Annotated in this window: 20 protein-coding genes, 1 pseudogene and 1 riboswitch; of the genes and pseudogenes, 10 read left to right on the plus strand and 11 right to left on the minus strand. The window is 67.6% G+C overall.

The window, feature by feature from the left end; genetic code table 11:
• Positions 1–115: 115 nt before the first annotated feature.
• From LZD57_RS05160 to xylB, 3 genes are all read left to right on the plus strand, one after another.
• Positions 116–919 (plus strand): hypothetical protein, encoded by an 804-nt coding sequence (locus LZD57_RS05160; protein WP_233718196.1) that lies wholly within the window; start codon positions 116–118, stop codon positions 917–919.
• A 160-nt stretch (positions 920–1079) separates the two neighbouring features.
• On the plus strand, positions 1080–2393 hold the full coding sequence (gene xylA, locus LZD57_RS05165; RefSeq protein WP_233718197.1) for a xylose isomerase: 1314 nt from the start codon (positions 1080–1082) through the stop codon (positions 2391–2393).
• Positions 2394–2620: 227 nt separating this feature from the next.
• Entirely contained in the window at positions 2621–4078 is a 1458-nt protein-coding gene (xylB, locus tag LZD57_RS05170) for a xylulokinase (protein ID WP_233718199.1), read from the plus strand.
• A gap of 106 nt (positions 4079–4184) precedes the next feature.
• Here the strand turns inward: xylB and thiD are convergent, their stop codons facing one another.
• From thiD to LZD57_RS05215, 9 genes and pseudogenes are all read right to left on the minus strand, one after another.
• Positions 4185–4997 carry a bifunctional hydroxymethylpyrimidine kinase/phosphomethylpyrimidine kinase gene (thiD, locus tag LZD57_RS05175; RefSeq protein WP_233718200.1) on the minus strand — a complete coding sequence of 271 codons (813 nt, stop codon included), beginning with the start codon at positions 4995–4997 and terminating at the stop codon, positions 4185–4187.
• A gap of 290 nt (positions 4998–5287) precedes the next feature.
• Positions 5288–5881, minus strand: a pseudogene (locus LZD57_RS05180) (thiamine phosphate synthase); the annotation flags it as partial.
• Complete coding sequence (locus LZD57_RS05185; protein WP_233718202.1) at positions 5878–6663, minus strand: thiazole synthase; 786 nt, start codon at positions 6661–6663, stop codon at positions 5878–5880. The gene LZD57_RS05185 and the pseudogene LZD57_RS05180, both read right to left, overlap by 4 nt.
• A 4-nt stretch (positions 6664–6667) precedes the next feature.
• Complete coding sequence (thiS, locus tag LZD57_RS05190; RefSeq protein WP_233718204.1) at positions 6668–6865, minus strand: sulfur carrier protein ThiS; 198 nt, start codon at positions 6863–6865, stop codon at positions 6668–6670.
• Positions 6862–7839, minus strand: coding sequence for an FAD-dependent oxidoreductase (locus tag LZD57_RS05195; protein ID WP_233718206.1), 978 nt, complete (start codon positions 7837–7839; stop codon positions 6862–6864). Before LZD57_RS05195 ends, thiS begins: the two co-directional genes overlap by 4 nt.
• A gap of 5 nt (positions 7840–7844) precedes the next feature.
• Positions 7845–9680: a phosphomethylpyrimidine synthase ThiC gene (gene thiC / locus LZD57_RS05200; protein WP_233718208.1), complete on the minus strand. Its 1836-nt coding sequence runs from the start codon at positions 9678–9680 to the stop codon at positions 7845–7847.
• Between the two features lie 179 nt (positions 9681–9859).
• A riboswitch (TPP riboswitch) is annotated at positions 9860–9968 on the minus strand.
• 75 nt (positions 9969–10043) lie between these two features.
• On the minus strand, positions 10044–10346 hold the full coding sequence (locus LZD57_RS05205; protein WP_233718210.1) for a type II toxin-antitoxin system RelE/ParE family toxin: 303 nt from the start codon (positions 10344–10346) through the stop codon (positions 10044–10046).
• Positions 10343–10609 (minus strand): type II toxin-antitoxin system ParD family antitoxin, encoded by a 267-nt coding sequence (locus tag LZD57_RS05210; RefSeq protein WP_233718212.1) that lies wholly within the window; start codon positions 10607–10609, stop codon positions 10343–10345. The genes LZD57_RS05205 and LZD57_RS05210 overlap by 4 nt, the downstream gene beginning before the upstream one ends.
• Before the next feature lie 536 nt (positions 10610–11145).
• On the minus strand, positions 11146–13452 hold the full coding sequence (locus tag LZD57_RS05215; protein ID WP_233718213.1) for an NADP-dependent malic enzyme: 2307 nt from the start codon (positions 13450–13452) through the stop codon (positions 11146–11148).
• Between the two features lie 188 nt (positions 13453–13640).
• Between LZD57_RS05215 and LZD57_RS05220 the strand changes: the two genes are divergently transcribed.
• Positions 13641–14498, plus strand: a complete 858-nt coding sequence (locus tag LZD57_RS05220) for a UDP-2,3-diacylglucosamine diphosphatase (protein WP_233718214.1) — start codon at positions 13641–13643, stop codon at positions 14496–14498.
• Positions 14499–15533 (plus strand): glycosyltransferase family 4 protein, encoded by a 1035-nt coding sequence (locus tag LZD57_RS05225; RefSeq protein ID WP_233718215.1) that lies wholly within the window; start codon positions 14499–14501, stop codon positions 15531–15533.
• Positions 15534–15584: 51 nt separating this feature from the next.
• Here LZD57_RS05225 and LZD57_RS05230 read toward each other — a convergent pair whose 3' ends face one another.
• Complete coding sequence (locus LZD57_RS05230; RefSeq protein ID WP_233718217.1) at positions 15585–16925, minus strand: DUF2252 family protein; 1341 nt, start codon at positions 16923–16925, stop codon at positions 15585–15587.
• Positions 16926–17179: 254 nt separating this feature from the next.
• Between LZD57_RS05230 and LZD57_RS05235 the strand changes: the two genes are divergently transcribed.
• The 5 genes from LZD57_RS05235 (at position 17180) to LZD57_RS05255 (ending at position 19665) form a co-directional block, all read left to right on the plus strand.
• Entirely contained in the window at positions 17180–17791 is a 612-nt protein-coding gene (locus LZD57_RS05235; protein WP_233718219.1) for a hypothetical protein, read from the plus strand.
• 270 nt (positions 17792–18061) lie between these two features.
• Positions 18062–18229 (plus strand): hypothetical protein, encoded by a 168-nt coding sequence (locus LZD57_RS05240; protein ID WP_233718221.1) that lies wholly within the window; start codon positions 18062–18064, stop codon positions 18227–18229.
• A gap of 5 nt (positions 18230–18234) precedes the next feature.
• Positions 18235–18633 carry a hypothetical protein gene (locus LZD57_RS05245; protein ID WP_233718223.1) on the plus strand — a complete coding sequence of 133 codons (399 nt, stop codon included), beginning with the start codon at positions 18235–18237 and terminating at the stop codon, positions 18631–18633.
• Positions 18634–18975: 342 nt separating this feature from the next.
• The gene (locus LZD57_RS05250) at positions 18976–19113 is read left to right on the plus strand and encodes a hypothetical protein (protein WP_233718224.1); all 138 of its coding nucleotides are present in this window, start codon (positions 18976–18978) and stop codon (positions 19111–19113) included.
• Positions 19114–19206: 93 nt separating this feature from the next.
• Complete coding sequence (locus LZD57_RS05255; RefSeq protein WP_233718225.1) at positions 19207–19665, plus strand: GNAT family N-acetyltransferase; 459 nt, start codon at positions 19207–19209, stop codon at positions 19663–19665.
• Between the two features lie 205 nt (positions 19666–19870).
• Here LZD57_RS05255 and LZD57_RS05260 read toward each other — a convergent pair whose 3' ends face one another.
• Positions 19871–21403 carry a YifB family Mg chelatase-like AAA ATPase gene (locus LZD57_RS05260; RefSeq protein WP_233718226.1) on the minus strand — a complete coding sequence of 511 codons (1533 nt, stop codon included), beginning with the start codon at positions 21401–21403 and terminating at the stop codon, positions 19871–19873.
• Positions 21404–21835 lie beyond the last annotated feature (432 nt).

Here is a 21835-nt window from a genome sequence, read left to right on the forward strand (position 1 = left end):
AAGGGCTCCGGGCGGCGCCGGGGGAGCGAGTTCCTGACGGTCTCAGGATTGATTTACGAAATAATGCAACCTTAAGATAGACGATGGGCGAGATCGCGTGGAGGCTGCGACGACGATGCCGAGCCGGGAACCATCCCGCATTCATCTTGCCAGGGGGCTGTTCGGCTGTCTTGCCCTTGCGGGAATGGGGGAGGATGCCCGCGCGGGCGCCTGGACGCTCGCCGAGGGAAGCGGCGAGGTCATCGCGACCGGCCTGTCGTCCACCGCGGAGGAGACGTTCGGTTCCGGCGGCAGAGAGCCGGCGCCGGCGGCCTTCACCAAGGGGAGCGCCAGCCTCTTCGTCCAGCACGGCTGGACCGACCGGTTGACGGTGTTCGCCAAGGTCGAGGCCGGGCGCGAAGCGGACGACATGTCCGGCTATGCCCGCTCGGGCCTGTCGGAATTCACGGCGGGAGCGCGCTACCAGTTCCATGCGAGCGGCGGCTTCGTCGCCTCGGCCGGTCTTTCTGGCCGTGTCGCCGCCGAGGGGGAAGAGGGCATCGAACGCGGCGCGACGCGGATCGAGCCCCGGCTTGCCGCCGGTTACGGATTCGAGCTCTTCGGCCTGCCCGCCTTCGCCGAGGCGGAGGCCGGCTATGGCTGGCGGATCGCCGGCGAAGGCTTCGACGAGGCCAAACTCGACCTCGCCGTCGGATTGCGCCCCTGGGAGCGATGGCTCGTCCTCGCCCAGGCCTTTTCGACGATCGCCGTCGCCGGACCCGACGGCGCCGACGGCTACGCCCATCACAAGCTTCAGGGCTCGGTGGTCTACGACATCGCCGAGCACTGGTCCCTGCAGGCCGGGATCTTCGCGACGGTCGCGGGAAAAAACGCCCCGCAAGAGCGCGGCGTCGTTTCGGCGATCTGGTATCGCTACTAGAGCCGAGGCTCCCCCCGGGGCCCGCGAGGGCGCGATCGGGCGGCGGCGCGAAGCATCGCGCGCATCGAACCATATCCCCCGCTTGCCTTTGACGAAGCGCTCGCCTAGGCCAGACCGCGACAGCGTATACCTTGCTTCAGCCGATCCGGGAGGCCGACCGATGACGTCGCAGAGCTTTTTCACCCGCACCACACCCGTCGAATTCGCGGGAGCCGACAGCCGCGATCCGCTGGCCTTCCGCTTCTACGACAAGGACCGCAAGGTGATGGGAAAGCGCATGGAGGACCATCTGCGGTTCTCCGTCGCCTATTGGCATTCCTTCACCTGGCCGGGCGGCGATCCGTTCGGCGGCGAGACCTTCAACCGGCCTTGGATGCATGGCGGCGAGGCCCTGGACCTCGCCAAACAGAAGGCCGAGGTCGCCTTCGAGACGTTCCGCCTCCTCGACGTGCCGTTCTTTGCCTTCCACGACGTCGACGTTGCGCCGGAAGGCGCCTCGCTCGAGGAATCGAACGACAATCTGAAGGTCATCACCGACATCTTCGCCGGGAAGATGGAAAGCGCCAAGGTGCGGCTCCTGTGGGGCACGGCGAACCTCTTTTCCAACCGCCGCTACATGGCGGGCGCCGCGACCAATCCGGATCCGGACGTGTTCGCCTATGCGGTGGGCCAGGTGAAGGCGGCGATCGACGCGACGCATCGGCTCGGTGGGGCGAACTACGTCTGCTGGGGCGGCCGCGAGGGCTACGAGACCCTGCTCAACACCGACATGAAGCGGGAATACGACCAGCTCGGCCGGTTCATGTCGATGCTCGTCGACTACAAGCACAAGATCGGCTTTGCCGGCCCGATCCTGATCGAGCCGAAGCCGAAGGAGCCGACCAAGCACCAGTACGACTACGACGTCGCGACGGTCTACGCCTTCCTGCAGAAATACGACCTGACGAAGGACGTGAAGCTCAACATCGAGCAGAACCACGCGATCCTCGCCGGCCATTCCTTCGACCACGAGGTCAAGCTCGCCTTCGCCAACGGCATCTTCGGCTCGCTCGACATCAATCGCGGCGACGACCTGCTCGGCTGGGATACCGACCAGTTCGCGATGGACGTCAAGGAAATGGCGCTGGTCTTCCACGAGATGCTGAAGCATGGCGGCTTCACCACCGGCGGGCTGAACTTCGACGCCAAGATCCGTCGCCAGTCGATCGACCCGGACGACCTCCTGATCGCCCATGTCGCCTCGATGGACGCCTGCGCGAGAGGCCTTCTCGCCGCCGAGGCGATGCTGAAGGACGAGGCGCTGGCCGGGCCGCTCGCCGCGCGCTACGCCGGCTGGGACGGCGCCGAGGCGAAGGCGATGCTGGCGGGGAAGATGACTTTCGAGCAGATCGCCGAGAAGGCGCTTTCCCTCAACCCGCAGCCGAAGTCGGGCAAACAGGAAATGCTGGAAGGGATCGTCAACCGCTACGTCTGACGGCGGCTAATCGGCCCGGTCGGCATGGCTTCGGCCGGGGTTCCGGCGAGGCCCGTCGCCAGGCCGACCGTTCCCGATCGGGCTGGCGCGAATGCGACGGCGACGGCGTCGTTTTGTGCGGCGTCGGGCTCTTCGACCGGGGCGGCTGGTGGTATATCGGTACGCCTTCGGCAATCCGGCGCCCGCACTGCGGCCTATGCACGGCTCTGAAAGGAACCGAACACGACATGTCTACCTATCTCGGCCTCGACCTCGGCACCTCCTCCCTCAAGGCCCTCCTGATCGACGAGGATCAGGCGGTGATCGGTTCCGTTTCGGTGCCGCTCACCGTCGAGCGGCCGCATTTCGGCTGGTCGGAGCAGAACCCCCAGGGCTGGATCGTCGCCTGCGAGGCGGCGATGCAGGAACTGCATGCCAAGCATGGACGGGCTTTCGCCGAAATTGCCGGGATCGGCCTGTCCGGCCACATGCACGGCGCGACCGTGCTCGGCGCCGACGGCACCCCCTTGCGGCCCTGCATCCTGTGGAACGACACCCGCAGCCACGAGGAGGCCAAGGCGCTCGACGACGCCGAGGCCCGCGCGATCACCGGCAACATCGTGTTTCCCGGCTTCACCGCGCCGAAGCTCGCCTGGATGCGCAAGCACGAGCCCCGGCTGTTCGATCTGGCGCGCTGCGTACTGTTGCCGAAGGACTATCTGCGGCTGTGGCTGACCGGAGAGGCGGTGTCCGAAATGTCGGATGCGGCCGGCACCTCCTGGCTCGACACCGGCAAGCGCGACTGGTCGGAGCGGATGCTGGAGCGCACCGGGCTGACCCGCGGGCACATGCCGAAGCTCGTCGAGGGAACCGAGGCCTCCGGCGAGGTCCGCCCCATCCTGGCCGACAAGTTCGGCCTGAAGCCCGGCGTGATCGTCGCCGGCGGCGGGGGCGACAATGCCGCTTCGGCCTGCGGCGTCGGCGTCGCGGCGCCCGGCACGGGCTTCCTCTCGCTCGGCACCTCGGGCGTCCTGTTCACCGCGACGGCCGGCTACGATCCGGTTCCCGAGACGGCGCTCCACACCTTCTGTCATGCCATCCCGGGGCTCTGGCACCAGATGGGCGTGACCCTGTCCGCCGCCGGCTGCATGGACTGGCTGTCGAAGCTCCTGAAGGAGGAGCCGGCGGCCCTCACCGGCGCCCTCGGCGAGACGATCGCCGCGCCCGGCCGGCCGATGTTCCTGCCCTATCTCTCCGGCGAGCGCACGCCCCACAACGACGCCGACATCCGCGGCGTTCTCACCGGGATCGAGAGCGACACGAGCCGCGAGGCGATGACCCGGGCGGTGCTCGAAGGCGTCGCCTATTCGATGCGCGACTGCCTCGACGCCGCCGGCGAAAAGCCCAAGCCGCAGCGGCTGATCGCGGTCGGCGCGGGGTCCCGCTCGGCCTACTGGCTGCAACTCATGGCGACGGTGCTCGAAACCGAGATCGCGCTGCCGGCGGCCGGCGACTTCGGCGCGGCCTTCGGCGCCGCCCGGCTCGGCATCACCGCGGCGACGGGGGCCGATCCGAAGAGCATCATCAAGGAGCCGCCGGTCGCCCGGACCTTCGAGCCGGTGGCCGACGAGATCGACGTCTTCCGGGAGGCGCACAGGCGCTACAAGGCGCTCTATCCGGCGATCAAGCAGGCGATGGCGGTGTAGGGCCGAACGTCGGTCCGGCGCCGACCGCAAGCGATGGTCGGCGAAGCGGGGCGCGTTCGATCGGGCTGGACGATGGCAGCCGCCGTTTTCCATGCGGTCTCCCGCGTCACCCGTCTTCGGCCGCCAGCAGCCCGCGCACGTGATCCTTTCCCGCTCCGCAGGCCTCTTCCAGCGCGTCGCCGGCTGCCAGACGACAGGCGATGGCCGTCGCCAGCATGCAGCCGGTGCCGCGCAGCGAGGCGTCGAGGCGCGGCGTGCCGTAGCGGCGGGGAGGGGCGCCGTCCTTGCGGTAGAGGACGTCCGTCGCTTCGCCGCCCGTGTCGTGGCCGCCCTTGACTAGAACGGCGCCTGCGCCGGCTTCGAGAAGGGTCCGGGCCGCCGAGGCGCTCGGCGACGCTCCCGCCGGAAGGTCGCGGGCGGCGATGTCGTCGGTCGCGGCGTCGCCGGCGTGACGGGGTTCGTCCATCCGGCTCGCCAGAAGCGAAAGCTCCGGGAGGTTGGGAGTGAGAAGCGTCGTCCTCGGCAGCAGCCGCCCGACGAGTTCGGCGATGCCGGCCTCGCTCAGGAGCAGCCCGCCGGAGCTCGCCGCGATCACCGGATCGAGGACGACCGCCCCGTCGAAGCCGGCGAGCGCCTCGGCCACGGCGGCGACGATCGCCGCATCGGCGAGCATGCCGAGCTTGACGGTGGAAACCCGGCCGTCCTCGAGCGCGCAGGCGATCTGTTCGGCGACGAGAGCGGGCGGCATCGGTGCCACCGTGCCGACCCTCCCGTTCGTCTGCGCGGTGACCGCCGTCACTGCGAGCCGGGTTTCGACGCCATGGGCCGCAGCCGCGCGGATGTCGGCCGCGAGGCCGGCCCCGCCGGAGGAGTCCGTGCCGCCGACGAGGAGGATGGCGGGGCGCAAGGGCCGGTTCATCGGGGCGCCTTCGCGTGACGGGCCAGGACAGTCTCGCGTGGTCTGGCGCCGCTTACCCCCCTCTGCCCTGCCGGGCATCTCCCCCGCAAGGGGGGAGATCGATCTCGCGCGGGCGCTTGCGGGGCGCTTTCCACAGATCAATCCTGCACAAACGGCGAAGAAGAGGGCGACGTCGCCGCCTCCTCCGATCTCCCCCCTTGTGTGGGAGATGCCGGCAGGCAGAGGGGGGTATCGCGGGTGCCATCCGCGGAAACGGCGGGTTCGCTCTTCCTCCGGTGGGCATACCCCCGCGTCGCCGCGATCCACTCCCGCGTCCGTCCTTCCGGGTCGGCGTTCCGGGTCACGTCGGTGACGACGGCCGCGACGTCGGCGCCGTTCGCGAACACCTCCGGCAGACGCTCGACCGTCACGCCGCCGATGGCGACCAGCGGCAGGTCGCCGATCGCCTGTTTCCACGCCGCAAGGCGGGCCGGCGTCTGGGGCGCCCAAGGCATTGTCTTCAGGGTCGTCGGCCAGACCGGGCCGAGCGCGACATAGTCCGGCTTGGCGGCAATGGCCGTTTCGAGCTCCGCCTCGTCATGGGTGGAGACGCCCAGCGACAATCCGGCGCGGCGGATCGCGCCGACATCGGCCTCGGCGAGATCCTCCTGGCCGAGATGGACGAAGTCGCAGCCCTCCTCGATCGCCAGCCGCCAGTGGTCGTTGACGATCAGCCGGCAGCGATGGCGATGGCAGGTGTTGCGGGCGCGGCGGATTTGGGCCCGCAGCGACGGCTCGGGTGTCTCCTTGACGCGAAGCTGCACCAGCTTCACGCCGAGCGGCACCAGCCGGTCGATCCAGTCGGCGCTGTCGACGATCAGATAGAACGGATCGAGCGGCGTCATGCGAACACCGCGCCGCCGAGCAGGGCTTGGCCGAGGACCGGCGTCGAGGCCTCCGCCATGTCGCGCGGCTGCAGAGGATCGGCTTCGAAGGCAAGGCGCCCGGCTTCGACCGCCAGCCGGAAGCCCCGCGCCATCGTCACCGGATTGCCGGCGAGCGCCACGGCCGAGGAGAGCAGCACGCCGTCATAGCCGAGTTCCATCGCCTGGGCGGCATGGGAGGGAACGCCGATCCCCGCATCGACGAGGAGGGTCAGATCGGGAAAGCGGGCTCGCATGGCTCTCAGCCCATAGACGTTGTTGAGTCCGCGGGCCGAGCCGATCGGCGAGCCCCAGGGCATCAGAACCCGGCAGCCGGCCTCGACCAGCCGGTCGGCGGCGACGAGATCCTCGGTCGTATAGGCGAGCACCTGGAAGCCGTCCTCGGTCAGGATGCGCGTCGCCTCGACGAGGCCGAAGAGATCGGGCTGCAGCGTGTCGGCGTCGCCGATGACCTCGAGCTTGACGAGGTTCGTGCGGAAGACCTCGCGGGCCATCTGAGCCGTCGTCACCGCCTCGCGGACGGAATGGCAGCCGGCGGTGTTGGGCAGGACCTTCACGCCGGTCTCGCGGATGAGGTCCCAGAATTTCTGCCCGGCCCGCTCGCCGGCCGCTTCCCGACGCAGGGACACGGTGACGATCTCGGCACCGGAGGCAAGGATCGCCTGCTTCAGGATCTGCGGCGAGGGATAGCGCGCCGTGCCGAGCATCAGCCGGCTCTTCAGGGTTTCGTCATAGATGCGCATCGGGTCAGCCTCCCTGCATCGGCGCGATGATCTCGATCGCGTCGCCTTCGGCCAGTTGCCTTTCGCGCCGCTCGCCGGCCGGAACGAAGTCGTGGTTCAGCGCGGTGGCGAAGGGGCCTTCGCCATAGCCGAGTTCGTCGAGCGCTGCGGCGAGCGTCGCGGCGCTTACCTCGGCGGGTTCGCCGTTCAGGATGATCCTCATGCGGCAATCTCCTCTCGGGATGAGCTGCCGAGAGCGAGGTCGGCCGCCTTCGCCGCGCAATCCGGCGACAGCAGGAAGCCGTGGCGGTAGAGGCCGTTGACGGAGACGATCCGGCCTCGTCGCGTCACCCTCGGCAGATTGTCGGGGAAGGCCGGCCGGCGCCCGGCCTTCATCTCGGTCACCTCCGCCTCGGCGAAAGCCGGGTGGAGGGCGTAGGCGGCGTTCATCAACTCGACCGCCGAGCGAAGGGTCGGGCCGCCCGACGCCTCGCTTTCGATCATCGTCGCGCCGACCATGAAGCGCCCCTCCGCCCGGGGCACGACATAGACCGGCATGCGCGGATGGAGGAGGCGGATCGGCCGCGACAGGCGGATGTCGCGGGTCTTCAGGACCATCATCTCGCCGCGGACGCTGCGAAGCTGCGGCGCGTCGGCTGCGATGCCCCGGCAGTCGAGGACGACGTCGCCCGTTGCCGCCTCCGGCATGATGTCGGAGCCGAAGTGGATCGTGCCGCCGAGGGCGCGAAGACGCTCGGCGAGGGCGACCAGCGCCCGCCGCGGGTCGAGATGGGCTTCGGTGGCAAAGTGAAGGCCGCCGGAAAAGCGCCCGGCCAGATCCGGCTCCAGGGCCTCTACTCCCTCGGCGTCCAGCATAAGCCCCTCCCGGGTCCTGCGGGCGTAGCGCTGCACCTCGCCGGCGTCGCGGCGGGGCGCGAGTACCAGCGTGCCCTGGCGCATTACCTCCGGCACGCGCGCCGCCCACCAGTCGATGGCGGCACGTCCCGGCGCCACGATCGACGGATCGGCGCTCTCGGCCTCGCAGAAAGGCGCGAGCATGCCGCCGGCGAGCCAGGACGCGGCGTTTTCGCCGAGACGGTCCGAGCGCTCGTGCAGCGTCACCGCCGCGCCCCGTTCGGCGAGGGTCACGGCTGCGACGAGGCCGGCGACGCCGGCCCCGATCACGGTGATCGTCATCGCAGTCACTCCGCCGGCTCGGCCTTCGCCGCGATCTCCTCCGGCGTCATGTAGAGGTCGCCGCCGGCGCGGTATTTCTCCGCCATCGCCGCCATGCCCTCCTTCTGGGCCTCGGCTCTGATGTCGTGGGAGATCTTCATCGAGCAGAATTTCGGCCCGCACATGGAGCAGAAATGCGCCACCTTGTGCGCTTCCTTCGGCAGCGTCTCGTCGTGATAGAGCTGCGCCGTTTCCGGATCGAGCGAGAGGTTGAACTGATCTTCCCAACGGAACTCGAAGCGGGCCCTGGAGAGCGCGTCGTCGCGGACCCGCGCCGCCGGATGGCCCTTGGCGAGATCGGCGGCGTGGGCGGCGATCTTGTAGGTGATCACGCCGACCTTGACGTCGTCGCGGTCGGGCAGCCCCAGATGCTCCTTGGGCGTCACGTAGCAGAGCATCGCCGTGCCGAACCAGCCGATCATCGCCGCGCCGATGCCCGACGTGATGTGGTCGTAGCCCGGCGCGATGTCGGTGACGAGGGGGCCCAGCGTATAGAAGGGCGCGTCGCCGCAGAGCTGCTGCTGCTTGGTGACGTTGACGCGGATCTTGTGCATCGGCACGTGGCCGGGGCCCTCGATCATCACCTGGCAGTCCTTGGCCCGGGCGATCTTCGTCAGTTCGCCGAGGGTTTCGAGCTCGGCGAATTGCGCCCGATCGTTGGCATCGGCGATCGAGCCGGGGCGCAGGCCATCGCCCAGCGAGAAGGAGACGTCATAGGCGCGGCAAATGTCGCAGATCTCGTCGAAATGCTCGTAGAGAAACGATTCGCGGTGATGATGCAGGCACCACTTGGCCATGATCGAGCCGCCGCGCGAGACGATGCCGGTGACCCGGTCGACGGTGAGCGGGATGTGCTGGAGCCGGACGCCGGCATGGATGGTGAAGTAGTCGACGCCCTGTTCGGCCTGTTCGATCAGCGTGTCGCGATAAACCTCCCAGGTGAGATTCTCGGCGATTCCGTCGACCTTTTCCAGCGCCTGATAGATCGGCACGGTGCCGATGGGGACAGGGGCGTTGCGGATGATCCAGTCACGGATGTTGTGGATGTTGCGGCCGGTGGACAGGTCCATCACCGTGTCGGCGCCCCAGCGGATCGCCCAGACCATCTTCTCCACCTCCTCGGCCATGGAGGAGGTGACGGCCGAGTTGCCGATATTGGCGTTGATCTTGGTGAGGAAGTTCCGGCCGATCGCCATCGGCTCGAGCTCGGGATGGTTGACGTTGGCGGGGATGATCGCCCGGCCCGACGCGATCTCCTCGCGCACCCATTCGCCGGTGATGAAATCCGGGATCTCGGCCTCGAAGGGATCGCCGTCCCTTGCGCGCTGATCCTGCTCGGCTGCGCGACCGAGGTTTTCGCGGATCGCGACATATTCCATTTCGGGCGTGACGATGCCGGCCCGCGCATAGGCGAGCTGGGTCACGGCCTTGCCCGCCTTGGCGCGGAGCGGCCGGTGGGCGACGGGAAAGGCGGGGGTGAGCTTTTCGGCCGGCAGGTTGCCGTTGTCCTCGGGCTTCACGAGGCGGCCCTCATAGTCCTCGACGTCGCCGCTCGCGAGCGCCCAGTCCGTGCGATGTCGGGGCAGGCCCGTGGCGATGTCGATCGTGGCGTCCGGATCGGTGTAGGGGCCGGAGGCGTCATAGACCGTCACCGGCGGCTCGCCCGCCGTCGGGTGAACCGCGATTTCGCGCAGCGGCACGCGGATGGCGGGATGCGCCGTGCCGGACAGATAGACCTTGCGGGATGCCGGCAGGGGGCCGGTGGTCACGGTCGGGGCGGTGATTTTGGCAATGACATTCACGGGTGGAACTCCTTCGACGAGCGTTGGAGATCCAGTTCGGTCGATCGGTGATCGAAAAGGCGCCGCTGATCGGATGCCTCGAAAACGCCGGCCTTGGGGGCCGTTACGTCTGCCGGTGTCCCGGCATCCCGTCTTCGAATGCGCGCCGCCTTGGAGAAATCGAAACCCGTCGGCGGCCTTTCACGGCCTTCTTCCATCCCTACGCCAGTATGAACTGGATCAGGTTCGACGGGTCGCCGCGCGCTAGCGGCCTCTCAGTTCCTTGGCGGAACTCCCCGTGGACGGTTCGAAGGGTAGCAGAGGGGAGAGTGGCGTCAAGCAGCCTACGAGCGTTCGGGACGCTGGCCGTTCTCTCCCTTTGTGTCACTCCGGTTTGGGGAACAGAATGCTCTCGTAGTCTTGGGCGCCATTGAGGACATGCAGCACGACGACGGTCTTTTCCTCAGCCCGATAGAAGATCAGGTAGTTGCCATAGGGTCGACGCCTGATGGAGTGTTCCTCGTAGCCGGGGACCAGCGCGTAGGCCGAAGGCATGTCCGCGAGCCGGCGGCACGCTTCCTTCAGTTCGACGAGAAAGGTTTCGGCCCGGGCCGGATTGTCCCTCCGAATGTAGCGGCCGATGCTCACCAAGTCGGCGATGGCCGTGTCAGTCAGAACGACCTTCACACGGCGGAGCTTTCACCATCATCGGCTTCGATGCCCGTGCGGATCTTGTCGAAGGCTTCGTCGAGCGCAGTGACGCGCCCCTCATTCACGTCTGCCAGACCCGCAGCCAGTGCGAGATCCAGAGCAGCCAGACGCTTCTCGCGCTCTTCAACGAGGCGCACGCCTTCCCGCAAGACTTCGCTGCGGGAGTGATAACGCCCGGACTTCACGAGGTCGGTGACGTAGTTTTCGAGATGCTGTCCGAGATTTGCGCTGCTGGCCATGGTCGCTTCTCCTTCATCCATTATGCCGGGAAGCAATAACTGTTGGCAACGGCTAGGACGGTGTTTCGCCACCCCGCGACGTGCGGGAGGGCGAGTTTCGCGCAACGCAGCATCACATCGACGATCTAATTGTCGCTATCTCGCGTGCCGTCTGAACGGAGCTTTCGAAGCCAGCGCGAAACCGAAGCTCCGACAAAGCCCAGCAGGACGAACGGTAGGATATAGAGCGGCAACGCCATCAAAATCTCTGAAAAGCTCCCTAACAGAAGCGGAGACACGAGAATAAATCCGTACAAGGCTGCCATCCTGAAAAACTGGACGACGGACGAACAAGCGAATGAATCAAAACCCTGGTTCGCAATCGTATCGACGTCGCCATAAACGTGAACGTCAGCGCTCAGACAGAAGCGTGTGGCTGGCCAGAACTGATTGATGGAAAAGCCGATGAGGCTGACAAGAAGCACAAAGCTACAAGAGGCGATGCTCCATCGCAGCATGCTTTTGATGAAGGGGGAGAAAGTGATCGGATTATCTCCTCACCCCTCCAGCCCGATCGCCTGAGCCGTCGCGATCGCCGCCATGTTGACCACCCCGCGCGAAGTGACCGACGGCGTCAGCACGTGGGCCGGGGAGGCGGCGCCGAGGAGGATCGGGCCGACATGGAGGGCGTCGGTCATCTGCTTGACGACGTTGAGGGTGATGTTCGCGGCGTCCAGCGTCGGGAAGATCAAAAGGTTGGCTTCGCCCGAAAGCGTCGAATCCGGCATGTTGCGCATGCGGATGGTTTCGGACAGCGCCGAGTCGCCATGCATCTCGCCGTCGATCTCGAGATCCGGCATTTCGGCCTTCACCAGCTTCAGAGCCTTGCGCAGCTTGACCGTGTCCTCGGTGTCGTCGGTGCCGAAATTGGAATGGGAGACGAAGGCGGCCTTGGGGTCGATGCCGAAGCGGCGGAGTTCTGCAGCCGCGAGGCGGGTCATTTCGGCGAGTTCCTCGGCGTTGGGGTCCCGCTGGACGTAGGTGTCGAGGAAGAACTTCGTCGACCCTTGCGTGATCAGAAGGCTCATCGCCGCGAGCTTCCGGACGTCCCGGCGCATGCCGATGACCTGCGAAATGTCGCGGACGTGATGGGGGAAGCGGCCTTCCAGCCCGCAGATCAGGCTGTCGGCCTCGCCCCGCGAGACGGCGACCGCGCCGATGACGGTCGTGTTGGTGCGCACCACGGTGCGGGCGGTGTCGGGGCTGACGCCCTTGCGCCCGACCCGCTGGAAATAGTGGTCGACATAGTCGCGATAGCGCGGATCGTCCTCGGGGTTGATCACCTCGAAGTCGGCGCCGGGGCGGATCTTGAGGCCGTAGCGTTCGAGCCGGGTTTCGATGACGGCCGGCCGGCCGATCAGGATCGGCACGCAGACCTCGTCCTCCATCAGCACCTGGGCGGCCCTCAGCACCCGCTCGTCCTCGCCGTCGGAGAAGATCACCCGCTTGCCGGCCTTGCGGGCGATCTGGAAGATCGGCTTCATGATCATGCCGGAGCGGAAGACGAAGCGGTTCAGCCTTTCGACATAGGCGTCCATGTCGGCGATCGGCCGCGAGGCGACGCCGTCCCGCTCGGCCGCTTTCGCGACGGCCGGGGCGATCTTCAGGATCAGCCGGGGATCGAAGGGGGAGGGGATCAGATAATCCGGCCCGAAGACCGGCGTTTCCGACCCATAAGCCTTGGCCGCGACTTCCGAGACCTCCTCGCGGGCGAGCTCGGCGATGGCGTCGGTCGCCGCCTGCTTCATGCCTTCCGTAATGCCGGTGGCGCCGCAGTCGAGCGCGCCGCGGAAGATGAAGGGAAAGCACAGGACGTTGTTGACCTGATTGGGGAAATCCGAACGGCCGGTGCAGATCATCGCGTCCGGCCGCACCTCGCGCGCCAGATCCGGCATGATCTCGGGGACGGGATTGGCGAGCGCCAGGATCAGCGGCTTGGCGGCCATCTTCTTCAGATAGTCGGGCTTCAACACGCCGGCCGCCGAGAGGCCGAGGAAGACGTCGGCGCCGTCCAGCGCCTCTTCGAGCGTCCGCATCCCGGTGTCGCGGGCATAGACCTCCTTCCAGCGGTCCATGGCGACGGTGCGGCCCCTGTAGACCAGGCCGTCCTTGTCGGTGACGAGGATGTTTTCGAGCTTCGCCCCGAGCGAGACGAGGAGATTGAGGCAGGCGAGCGCCGCGGCGCCCGCGCCCGACGCGACGATCTTCACCTCTTCGAGCTTCTTGTTGCCGAGGCGGAGCGCGTTGCGCACCGCGGCGGCGGCGATGATCGCGGTGCCGTGCTGGTCGTCGTGGAAGACCGGGATCGCCATTTCCTTGCGCAGGCGGGCCTCGATCTCGAAGCATTCCGGCGACTTGATGTCTTCGAGGTTGATGCCGCCGAAGGTCGGTTCCAGCGCCGCGACCACCTTGCAGAAGTGGTCGATGTCGAGAGCGTCGACCTCGATGTCGAAGACGTCGATGTCGGCGAATTTCTTGAACAGGACCGCCTTGCCCTCCATCACCGGCTTGGAGGCCAGCGGCCCGATGTTGCCGAGGCCGAGGACGGCCGTGCCGTTGGAGATCACCGCGACGAGATTGGCGCGGCTGGTATAGTCAGCCGCGAGCGCCGGATCCCGCGCGATCTCGAGGCAGGGGGCGGCGACGCCGGGTGAATAGGCCAGCGCGAGGTCGCGCTGGTTGCCGAGCGGCTTGGTGGACTGGATGGCGAGCTTGCCGGGCTTGGGATGGCGATGGAAGAACAGCGCCTGCTCGTCGAGGTCGCTCTTCTTGGTTCCGCCTTCCGGGGACTGGTTGGTGCTCATCTCGGCCTCGATGGTCTGTCGCGCGATCGGCCCGCGCCTCTCCGTGCCGCCCTCTTACCCCCACCTTCGACCCGGCGGCAAACCGCAATTGCCGGCGGGCCCGGTCGAATCGCAGGGATTTCCGCGCCGCCTCGTCATATGCCTGCAATGCGAATCGGCCATTGCTGCCCCAGCGGAGAGGCGGACAGATGTTGCGCGAGGCGGCGATCATGACGGACGAGGCGGCAGCGCGGCATTTCCGGACGTTGTTCATTTCCGACATTCATCTCGGCGCCAAGTCGGCCCAGGCGGAAATGCTGATCGATTTCCTGCGCTTTCACGATGCGGAGAAGATCTATCTCGTCGGCGACATCGTCGACGGCTGGCGGCTGAAGCGATCCTGGAACTGGCCGCAGAGCCACAACGACGTCGTCCAGAAGCTCCTGCGCAAGGCCCGCAAGGGCGCGACGGTGATCTACATTCCCGGCAATCACGACGAATTCCTGCGCGACTTCACCGGCCGGCATTTCGGCGGCGTCGAGGTGAAGCTGAGCGACGTCCACGTCACCGCCGACGGCCGGCGGTTCCTCGTCATGCATGGCGACGAGTTCGACGTCGTGGTACGCAATGCGCGGATCATCGCCTATCTCGGCGACTGGGCCTATGACGCGGCGATCGCCATCAATCTCGTCTTCAACAAGATCCGCCGGCGGCTGGGCTTCCCCTACTGGTCGTTCTCGTCCTGGGCCAAGCTGAAGGTCAAGAACGCCGTCAACTTCATCGGTGCCTTTGAGGAGGCGCTCGCCGAGGAAGCCCGCCGGATGGGCTGTGACGGCGTCATCTGCGGCCACATCCACCATGCGCAACTGGCCGACCACGCGGACGTCGGCTATATCAACACGGGCGACTGGGTCGAAAGCTGCACGGCCGTCGCCGAGCGCCACGACGGCTCCTTCGAGCTCATCCGCTGGAGCGAAGTCGTCAGGGCGCGCGCCCACGCGAAGGCGGCCCAGCCGCGCATCGTCTCGGAGCAGCGCCCGGTGGTCCGCCCGACGGAGGCAGCCTGAATGCAGCGAATCCTGATCGTCACCGACGCCTGGCATCCACAGGTGAACGGCGTGGTGCGGACGCTGGCGAGCCTCGTCTCCGAACTTGCGGACCGCGGTTTCGACGTCAGGGTCGTCACGCCCCGGGACTTCCGCACGATTCCCTGCCCGACCTATCCGGAAATCCGTCTGGCGCTGACCGGCACCGACGGGATGGCGCGCCTGATGGACGCCTTCCTGCCGGATTCGGTCCACATCGCCACGGAGGGGCCGCTCGGCTTTGCCGCGAGACGGGTCTGTCTGAAGCGCGGCATCCGCTTCACCACCAGCCTGCACACCCGCTTTCCGGAATATCTGCGCAAGCGCGCGCCGATCCCCGAGCGTTGGACCTACAACGTGCTGCGCTGGTTCCACAACGCCGCCAGCCATTGCCTGGTGCCGACGGAATCGATGCGCCGACAACTGGAGCCGCTCGGCTTCCGCAACCTCGTCACCTGGACCCGCGGCATCGACCGGCACATTTTCCGGCCGAGCGAACCGATCCCCCTCGACCTGCCGCGGCCGATCTTCCTGACCGTGTCGCGGCTGGCGCCCGAGAAGAACATCGAGGGCTTCCTCGACCTCGACCTGCCGGGATCGAAGCTCGTGGTCGGCCACGGCCCGTCGATGGCCGGGCTGGTCGCGCGCTACCCGAAAGCCCACTTCGCCGGGCTGCAGACGGGCAATGCCCTGGCGAGCTACTATTCCTCGGCCGACGTCTTCGTCTTTCCTTCCAGGACCGACACCTTCGGCAACGTCATCATCGAAGCGCTCGCCTGCGGCGTGCCTATCGCGGCCTTTCCCGAGCCCGGCCCGAACGACGTGATCGCCGATTCCGGCGCCGGCGTGATTTCCGAGGATCTGCGCGAGGCCTGCCTTGCGGCCCTGTCGATCGACCGGGACACAGCGTTCCGCCGATCCTTCGCCTACAACTGGGAAGCCTGCGCGGAGATCTTCCTCGATCACGCCTTCGGCGCGGGCCGGACGCAAGGGCGGAGCGACCCGCTCGCCGCCTGAGCCATGGGCGTCCGTGCGAGGCGCTCACTCGCCCGATGCACGCGGGCGGGATCAGGCCTCCAGCATCGCCCGCAGCAGCGCGTGGTCGGCGATGACCCGCCTCGAATAGGCTCGGGCGGTCTCGATCAGGACGTCCCCGGAATCTTCGATCCGCGCGGCGATCGCCGTCTCGAAGGCGTTGGAGCGATGATCCGTGCGGCCGTGGGCGAGGGCGAGGGACTGCCCGCAGGCCTCGACATATTGCCGGAGCGGCTTGCCCGGATCCTCGGCGAGGCAGACTTCCTCGGGATCGAGGCTGTAACGGGCATGGTGGCGCGAGCGGACCAGCCATTGCGAGCCGTTCCAGGCGACCTCGTCGAGCAAAAGGTCCGGCTCGCGCTGCATCAGCCGCTGCAGGTCGACGGTGAGATGGGCGGGCGACAGGCGGTTGCGCGGATCGATGTCGGCGAAGTGTCTGAGCGGTGCGGCATGACGCTGCTGCTTGACCTCGACCACGTGGCACATCGGCAGCTCCGCATGGGTCGAGGCGTCCGCCGGGCCGACCAGCAGATAGTAGCGCTCGACATTGACCGAGCCGGTCCCGGCGCCGAGCCGCTCGACGACGTCGAGAATCTCGTCGTCGACATAGGGGCGGAACTCCGAGCGGATGCTCGCGGCGCTGGATGCGTCGAGGCGGCGGTAGCGGCCCGGACGAGCGCGGAACCGCAGGCCCTCCTCCGTCATCGCGACGGCCTTGCCGAGGGTGCTCTTGGTGTGGAATTTCTTGCCGCCGATCGACCGCTTGCGGGCTTTCTTCAACCCCTCGTGAAGGAGGTGATGCCTGGGAAAGCCGGATTTCACGGTGCGCCGCTGCGACGGATCCGCCGCGATCGCCTCGGCCATTTTGCGATAGGCCTTCAGGAAGGCGCGGGCGGCCTTCTCCTGCTGCTTTTCTGACGGGGCCTTCAGGCCGGACAGGTCGTCGAAGTCGCTGGTTTCGTAGCGGCCGTCGAGAATGCCGTGGGCGAAGTCCGAGGCCAGGAAGATGCTGGCGAGAAAGCGCGTCAGATCCCAGGCGGCGTGGCCGATGCAGGCATCGTCGAAATCGTTCGGCACGAAGACGACGAGATTGCCGTGCGAGCCCTTTTCCGTGACGAAACCGAAATTTGCCATGTGACAGTCGCCGATGACGGCGGTCGGTTTGACCCATTCGGTGATGCCGGCCGGCAGCAGCAGAACGCCTTCCTTCAGGTCTGTGTAGAAGATCTGGGCGGAACCGCGATAGAAGTGGAACGGGCTCGACGCCATCTTGCGATGTTTGCGCCCGGGCTCGTCCCGACCGGGGCGAACGCCATCCACCCGCTCCAGTTCGTCGGCGATCAGCTGCGCGCGTCGTTCGTCGCGGTGTTCCATGGCCGGGAGTTAGGCCGCGTCTGCCCTCGAGGCAAGCAAGAGGGGACGCCGCCCTGCCCCCGCTGGGAAGGCATGGTCAGCCCCTCTCAAGCGAGAGTTTCCATAGTGCGGCATCGCGGGCACATCGCCGGCCGGGCGAGACGAGCCGGCGACGCCGCGTCGTGGGCTGCGCATGACGAGCGAGGGCGACATGCGGCAGCAAGGTGCCGACGCCTGGAACGCCCGGCCGCGCGGCGAAAGACGGGAGGAGATCGATGACGGGCGCGTTCAAACGCATCGTGCTGGGCGTCCTGGTGGCCGTGCTGGCCGTTGCCGCCGGCATCGCCGCCGCCGGCGCCGAGGGCGGGGCGCCGCGTGGCTGGGCGGCCGGGCCGGAGGAAGACGCGGTGATGGAGATCGGCCAGCGCTTCGACTGCACCGGCCCCGGCTGCCCGACGGATCTTTCCTGCCTCTACGCGCTGGCGCCGACGCGGCCGCCCGGTTCCTGGCCGATCGACACCGCCTTCATGCTCGACGAGCAACGCATGCCCTGGTCGGACGTCGAGGCCTGGCTGTTCGCGAAGGCCAAGGCCCTGCGGCCGGACCTCGCCTACGATCCGCTGGTCCGCCCCGGCAACTTCACGGCCCGCACCAAGCCCGAAGCGTTCGACCTGCCGGGCGGCGAATACGTGGTTCGGGACTATCGCCTCGCGGCCAAGCGGGGGAGCCAGGATCTCACCACCTATATGTGGAGCGTCAAGGGGCGTCTTCGGATCACCTTCTGCCTTCGCCCCGCGTCAGAGCCCTCGCTGCGCCCGGCCGTGCCGCCGGTCGAAGCGCTGCTCGCCGATCTGCGCCGCAGGGATGGCCAGGAGGACGGCCGGTAGGCATCGCCGGCTGGCTGCCTGGCGAGCCTTGCGCCTCGCCCGGCGAGCGGCATGGCCATCGCGACCTTTCCGCCCCGGATCCCGCCCGCGACGCCCTCGTCGGGCCGGCCGGCCGAATCGCGGCCTGTCGAAAATTCTCAGGGTCCGGCCCGCGGGCCCGAACCGCGAGAGTGGAGCGGCCTTGCGGCCCGGCAGCCGATCACGTCTTTCTGTAGCAACTCCCGGACGCTTCTTTCGTTGGCGATGAGTGCCAGATGCGAAAGGGACGTGATGCAGAAGCCGTGGTCGAAGCTCAAAATCGTGATCGTAGCGGCCGGATGCGCTTCCATCCTCGGCGGATGCGTCGCCAGCGACGGGACGGCGACACGCAACCGGGCTTCCCTGGCCGATCGCGATACGCCGTCGGGCGGCATCGTACCCGGCCAACTGCCGGATTGAGGCGCGTGTTTGCCGATATTGCCGCCGCGCTCGTCTCGATCGGCGCGAAACGCAGGGTAAATCGAAGGAATGACGACATGATCTGGAAGATTGCAGGACTGGCGGCCGCCATGGGCGCGTCGCTGTTGCCGCAGACCAATGCCGTCCTGGCTCAGGAGTACGGAGCTCGCGTGGACAGGCCGGCCGTCGTCCTGTCGAACCGGGAGCGACGCGTCGCCTATTCCGTGCGGCTGCCCGACGGTCGGGTGGTCCGGCGAGCCGGCGGCGGCGGCATTCCCTGGTTGTACGGCCTCGGAGACGTTTATGGCAAGGCATCGGCAGTGCCGCTGGTCGACGGCTCGACGCCGTCCGTTCTCGCCTCGACCCCGTCTGGGGGGGTCGTGCCGGGACAAGAACCGCGCTGACGGGTGTGGCCCAGCCGCGGCGTCGCTCTGCTTGAAGCATTTGGCAGGAGCGCCAGCCCCCGGATGCTCGGCACTGACCCATGGTCGCTTGCCCATGCGGTGATGCGACGTTGAGGAGACCGCCAAAGACTCGGCATGCTGCCGGTCATTTCGTGCGGCTTCCGTGCTCGGTGCCCGGTGCCCGAAGATCGGTGAGGTCACTGTCTGTTCGCGCGATCCTCCGACCTTTTCGAGTCGCGGCAAGCGGTTGCGGCCACCGTTCCGCCGGAGTTGGATGGTGGGGATGCCCGGCGCTCTCCGCCGGGAGGCGCTGCCTCCCCTCCAGCCTGGGAATCTGCCGCCTTGACCCGCTGCCTTCCACTCGCCGCCGCCTGTGCGCTTCTCGTCCTCGCCTCCGCCTGCGCCTCCAAGCCGGTCGACGATCCCGGCGGCAAATGGGCGAAACAGGCCGAGACGGTCGACAATTCGCTTTTTCGGTGACGCCGCGCGGCCGGGCGGTTGATGACCGTCGCCCGGCCATGCGAGACAGGGCGACCATAAGGCCTTTTGCCGCAGCCTCATGGGAAATCCGCTTTGTCCGACCTTTCGATTCGCCCCAACGTTCCCTTCGATCTCAGCCCGCTCGCACGGCTTCTCGCCGACGAGGCCGATCTCGCGCTCGTCAATCCGAGCGCCAAGCATCCGTTCGATCCCCTGGAATGGCAGGAGAAATGGCTGAACGAGCCGGACGACCAGTCCTTCTATCTGGTCGACGCGGCCGGTCGCGACGTCGGCTTCTTCGCGCTTCGGATCGGCATCGGCCCGGAGGTGCGCCATCTCGTCTACGTCTTCGTCGAGGAAGCGGCCCGCGGTGGCGCGGGCAAGCAGTTGGCGGCCCATGCGGAAGAGGCGGCGAAGGAGCTCGGCGCGATGTCGGTCACCCTCAAGGTCGAACTCGACAACGAGCCGGCCCTCGCCGTCTATCAGGCGGCCGGATATGAGGAACTCGGCCGCTCCAACGGCATGGCGACCATGCGCCGGGACCTCGTCTGACGCGGGCGCCCGCGATCCCCAGTTCGGCGCCGAACCATCGACGCGGCTTGCCATGGGGGCGTAGACCTGGCCGGCGCAGTCAAATGCAACGTCGGCAATGCTCTTCGATCCCCCTCGCGAGTGTCGCCGGGCCTGCGGCCCGGCGCCGACCATTGCGTTCCATTCGGCATTCGGATGCGTCGGCACTTCCGTCCCTCCGGCCGGTTCAGGCGGCCGCGGCGAGCCGTTCGCCCGCGACCCGGTATGAGATCGCCTCGGCGAGATGGACGCGCTGGACGCTGCCCGCCTGATCGAGATCGGCAAGGGTGCGCGCGACCTTGAGAATGCGGTGATAGGCTCTTGCGGAGAACTTCATCTGCTCGGCCGCGTCGTGCAGGAGTTGTGTGCCGGGCCGGTCGACCGAGGCGACGTCCTCGATCATGCTGGCCGAACAGTGTGCGTTGAGCGTTTCGGCCGGCAGGCCGAGGGCGGAAAACCGCTCCGTCTGACGAAGGCGGGCCGCGACGACGCGGGCGAGCACCGCCGATGACGGCTCGGCCGGAGCCGGCCTGATCAGATCGGACGCCGTTACCGCCGGAACTTCCACCCTCAGATCGATCCGGTCGAGCAGCGGACCAGAAATGCGCGACTGGTATTCGCCGGCGCAGCGCGCGCCGCGGGGACAACGGTAGCCCGGCTCCCCCGCCATGCCGCAGCGGCAGGGATTCATCGCCGCGATCAGCTGGAATTTCGCGGGATAGGTGACACGGTGATTGGCGCGGGCGATGACGCTTTCGCCGCCTTCCAGCGGCTGGCGCAGGGAATCGAGCACGATCGGCGAGAATTCGGGCAGTTCATCGAGAAACAGAACGCCGCGATGGGCGAGCGAGACCTCGCCGGGCCTTGCCCGCAAGCCGCCGCCCACCATCGCCGCCATCGAGGCCGAGTGGTGCGGACTGCGGAACGGCCGCCGGTCGGAGAGCTTGCCGCCGCTGAGTTCGCCGGCGATCGAGGCGATCATCGACACTTCCAGGAGTTCGCGCGGCGCGAGCGGCGGCAGGATCGAGGGCAGCCGCTGGGCGAGCATCGACTTGCCCGACCCTGGAGGGCCTACCATCAGGAGGTTGTGGCCGCCGGCCGCGGCGATCTCCAGCGCCCGCTTGGCGACGATCTGCCCCTTGATCTCGGCCAAGTCCGGCAGATTCGCCGGCCCCGAGCGGATCGCCGGCTCGGGACGGGCGATCACCTGGGTTCCGCGGAAGTGGTTGGCGATCTGGATCAGGCTGCGGGCCGCGACGATCGGCATGTCGGCGCTCGCCCAGGCCGCCTCGGGCCCGCATTCGGACGGGCAGATCAGCCCCATTTCGAGAGCATTGGCGCGCATCGCCGCCGGCAGCACGCCGGCGACCGGCGTGATCATTCCATCGAGCGAGAGTTCGCCGAGAACGCAGTAGCCGGCCAGCGTGTCGGAAGGCACCGCACCGAGCGCCACCATCAGGCCGAGGGCGATCGGCAGGTCGTAGTGGCTTCCCTCCTTCGGAAGGTCGGCCGGCGCGAGATTGACCGTCACCTTCTTGGGCGGCATCGACAGGCCGGAGGCGTGCAGGGCCGCCTGCACCCGCTCGCGGCTTTCGGCCACGGCCTTGTCCGGCAGGCCGACGATCTGGATCCCGACCTTGCCCGGCGCCACCATCACCTGGACGTCGACCGGCACCGCCTCGATGCCGTGGAAGGCGACCGTCTTGACGCGCGATACCATGGGCCTGCCTCCGTTCGCGATTGATCCATCGACGTCCAGCGGTTGTCATGAATGAAAATGCATCTCATCACAGCATTCAGGATAAAACAAGAACTTTCGAGGAACAAAATGTGCTTGCCGATTTCTTCCCGCCGTGCCAGGATCGACGGACCGATGCGGGTCTTGAAGGCTGAATGGAGGAGGGCAGGTACCGGAGCGCTGTGTTCGCCGGCTGAGAGTGTGCCCGGCCCGACCTCCGGCCGGTGTCGACGTGAGCCCGGCGGGCGTTTTCGGCGACGATTGCGACCGGGGCCGAAAGAGATGTTGCCATCGTGAAAGGGCCAGCGGCTTGGCGGAGGAGGAGAACGGCGTCGAGGCGAAGGCGCTTTGGATCGTTGGAGAAAACCGCGCCGACCGGCGCAGCGAGGCGTCTCTGCGGCCTGGGTCGAAAGA

It is taken from the genome of Jiella avicenniae, assembly GCF_021390325.1.
GTDB classification, from domain to species: Bacteria; Pseudomonadota; Alphaproteobacteria; order Rhizobiales; family Rhizobiaceae; genus Jiella; species Jiella avicenniae.

Excerpts from the sequence above, each read along its gene's own strand:
- LZD57_RS05160 (WP_233718196.1), top strand. The coding sequence starts at position 116 with ATGCCGAGCCGGGAACCATCCCGCATTCATCTTGCCAGGGGGCTGTTC.
- xylA (WP_233718197.1), top strand. The coding sequence starts at position 1,080 with ATGACGTCGCAGAGCTTTTTCACCCGCACCACACCCGTCGAATTCGCG.
- xylB (WP_233718199.1), top strand. The coding sequence starts at position 2,621 with ATGTCTACCTATCTCGGCCTCGACCTCGGCACCTCCTCCCTCAAGGCC.
- thiD (WP_233718200.1), bottom strand. The coding sequence starts at position 4,997 with ATGAACCGGCCCTTGCGCCCCGCCATCCTCCTCGTCGGCGGCACGGAC.
- LZD57_RS05185 (WP_233718202.1), bottom strand. The coding sequence starts at position 6,663 with ATGCGCATCTATGACGAAACCCTGAAGAGCCGGCTGATGCTCGGCACG.
- thiS (WP_233718204.1), bottom strand. The coding sequence starts at position 6,865 with ATGAGGATCATCCTGAACGGCGAACCCGCCGAGGTAAGCGCCGCGACG.
- LZD57_RS05195 (WP_233718206.1), bottom strand. The coding sequence starts at position 7,839 with ATGACGATCACCGTGATCGGGGCCGGCGTCGCCGGCCTCGTCGCAGCC.
- LZD57_RS05210 (WP_233718212.1), bottom strand. The coding sequence starts at position 10,609 with ATGGCCAGCAGCGCAAATCTCGGACAGCATCTCGAAAACTACGTCACC.
- LZD57_RS05215 (WP_233718213.1), bottom strand. The coding sequence starts at position 13,452 with ATGAGCACCAACCAGTCCCCGGAAGGCGGAACCAAGAAGAGCGACCTC.
- LZD57_RS05220 (WP_233718214.1), top strand. The coding sequence starts at position 13,641 with ATGTTGCGCGAGGCGGCGATCATGACGGACGAGGCGGCAGCGCGGCAT.
- LZD57_RS05225 (WP_233718215.1), top strand. The coding sequence starts at position 14,499 with ATGCAGCGAATCCTGATCGTCACCGACGCCTGGCATCCACAGGTGAAC.
- LZD57_RS05230 (WP_233718217.1), bottom strand. The coding sequence starts at position 16,925 with ATGGAACACCGCGACGAACGACGCGCGCAGCTGATCGCCGACGAACTG.
- LZD57_RS05235 (WP_233718219.1), top strand. The coding sequence starts at position 17,180 with ATGACGGGCGCGTTCAAACGCATCGTGCTGGGCGTCCTGGTGGCCGTG.
- LZD57_RS05240 (WP_233718221.1), top strand. The coding sequence starts at position 18,062 with ATGCAGAAGCCGTGGTCGAAGCTCAAAATCGTGATCGTAGCGGCCGGA.
- LZD57_RS05260 (WP_233718226.1), bottom strand. The coding sequence starts at position 21,403 with ATGGTATCGCGCGTCAAGACGGTCGCCTTCCACGGCATCGAGGCGGTG.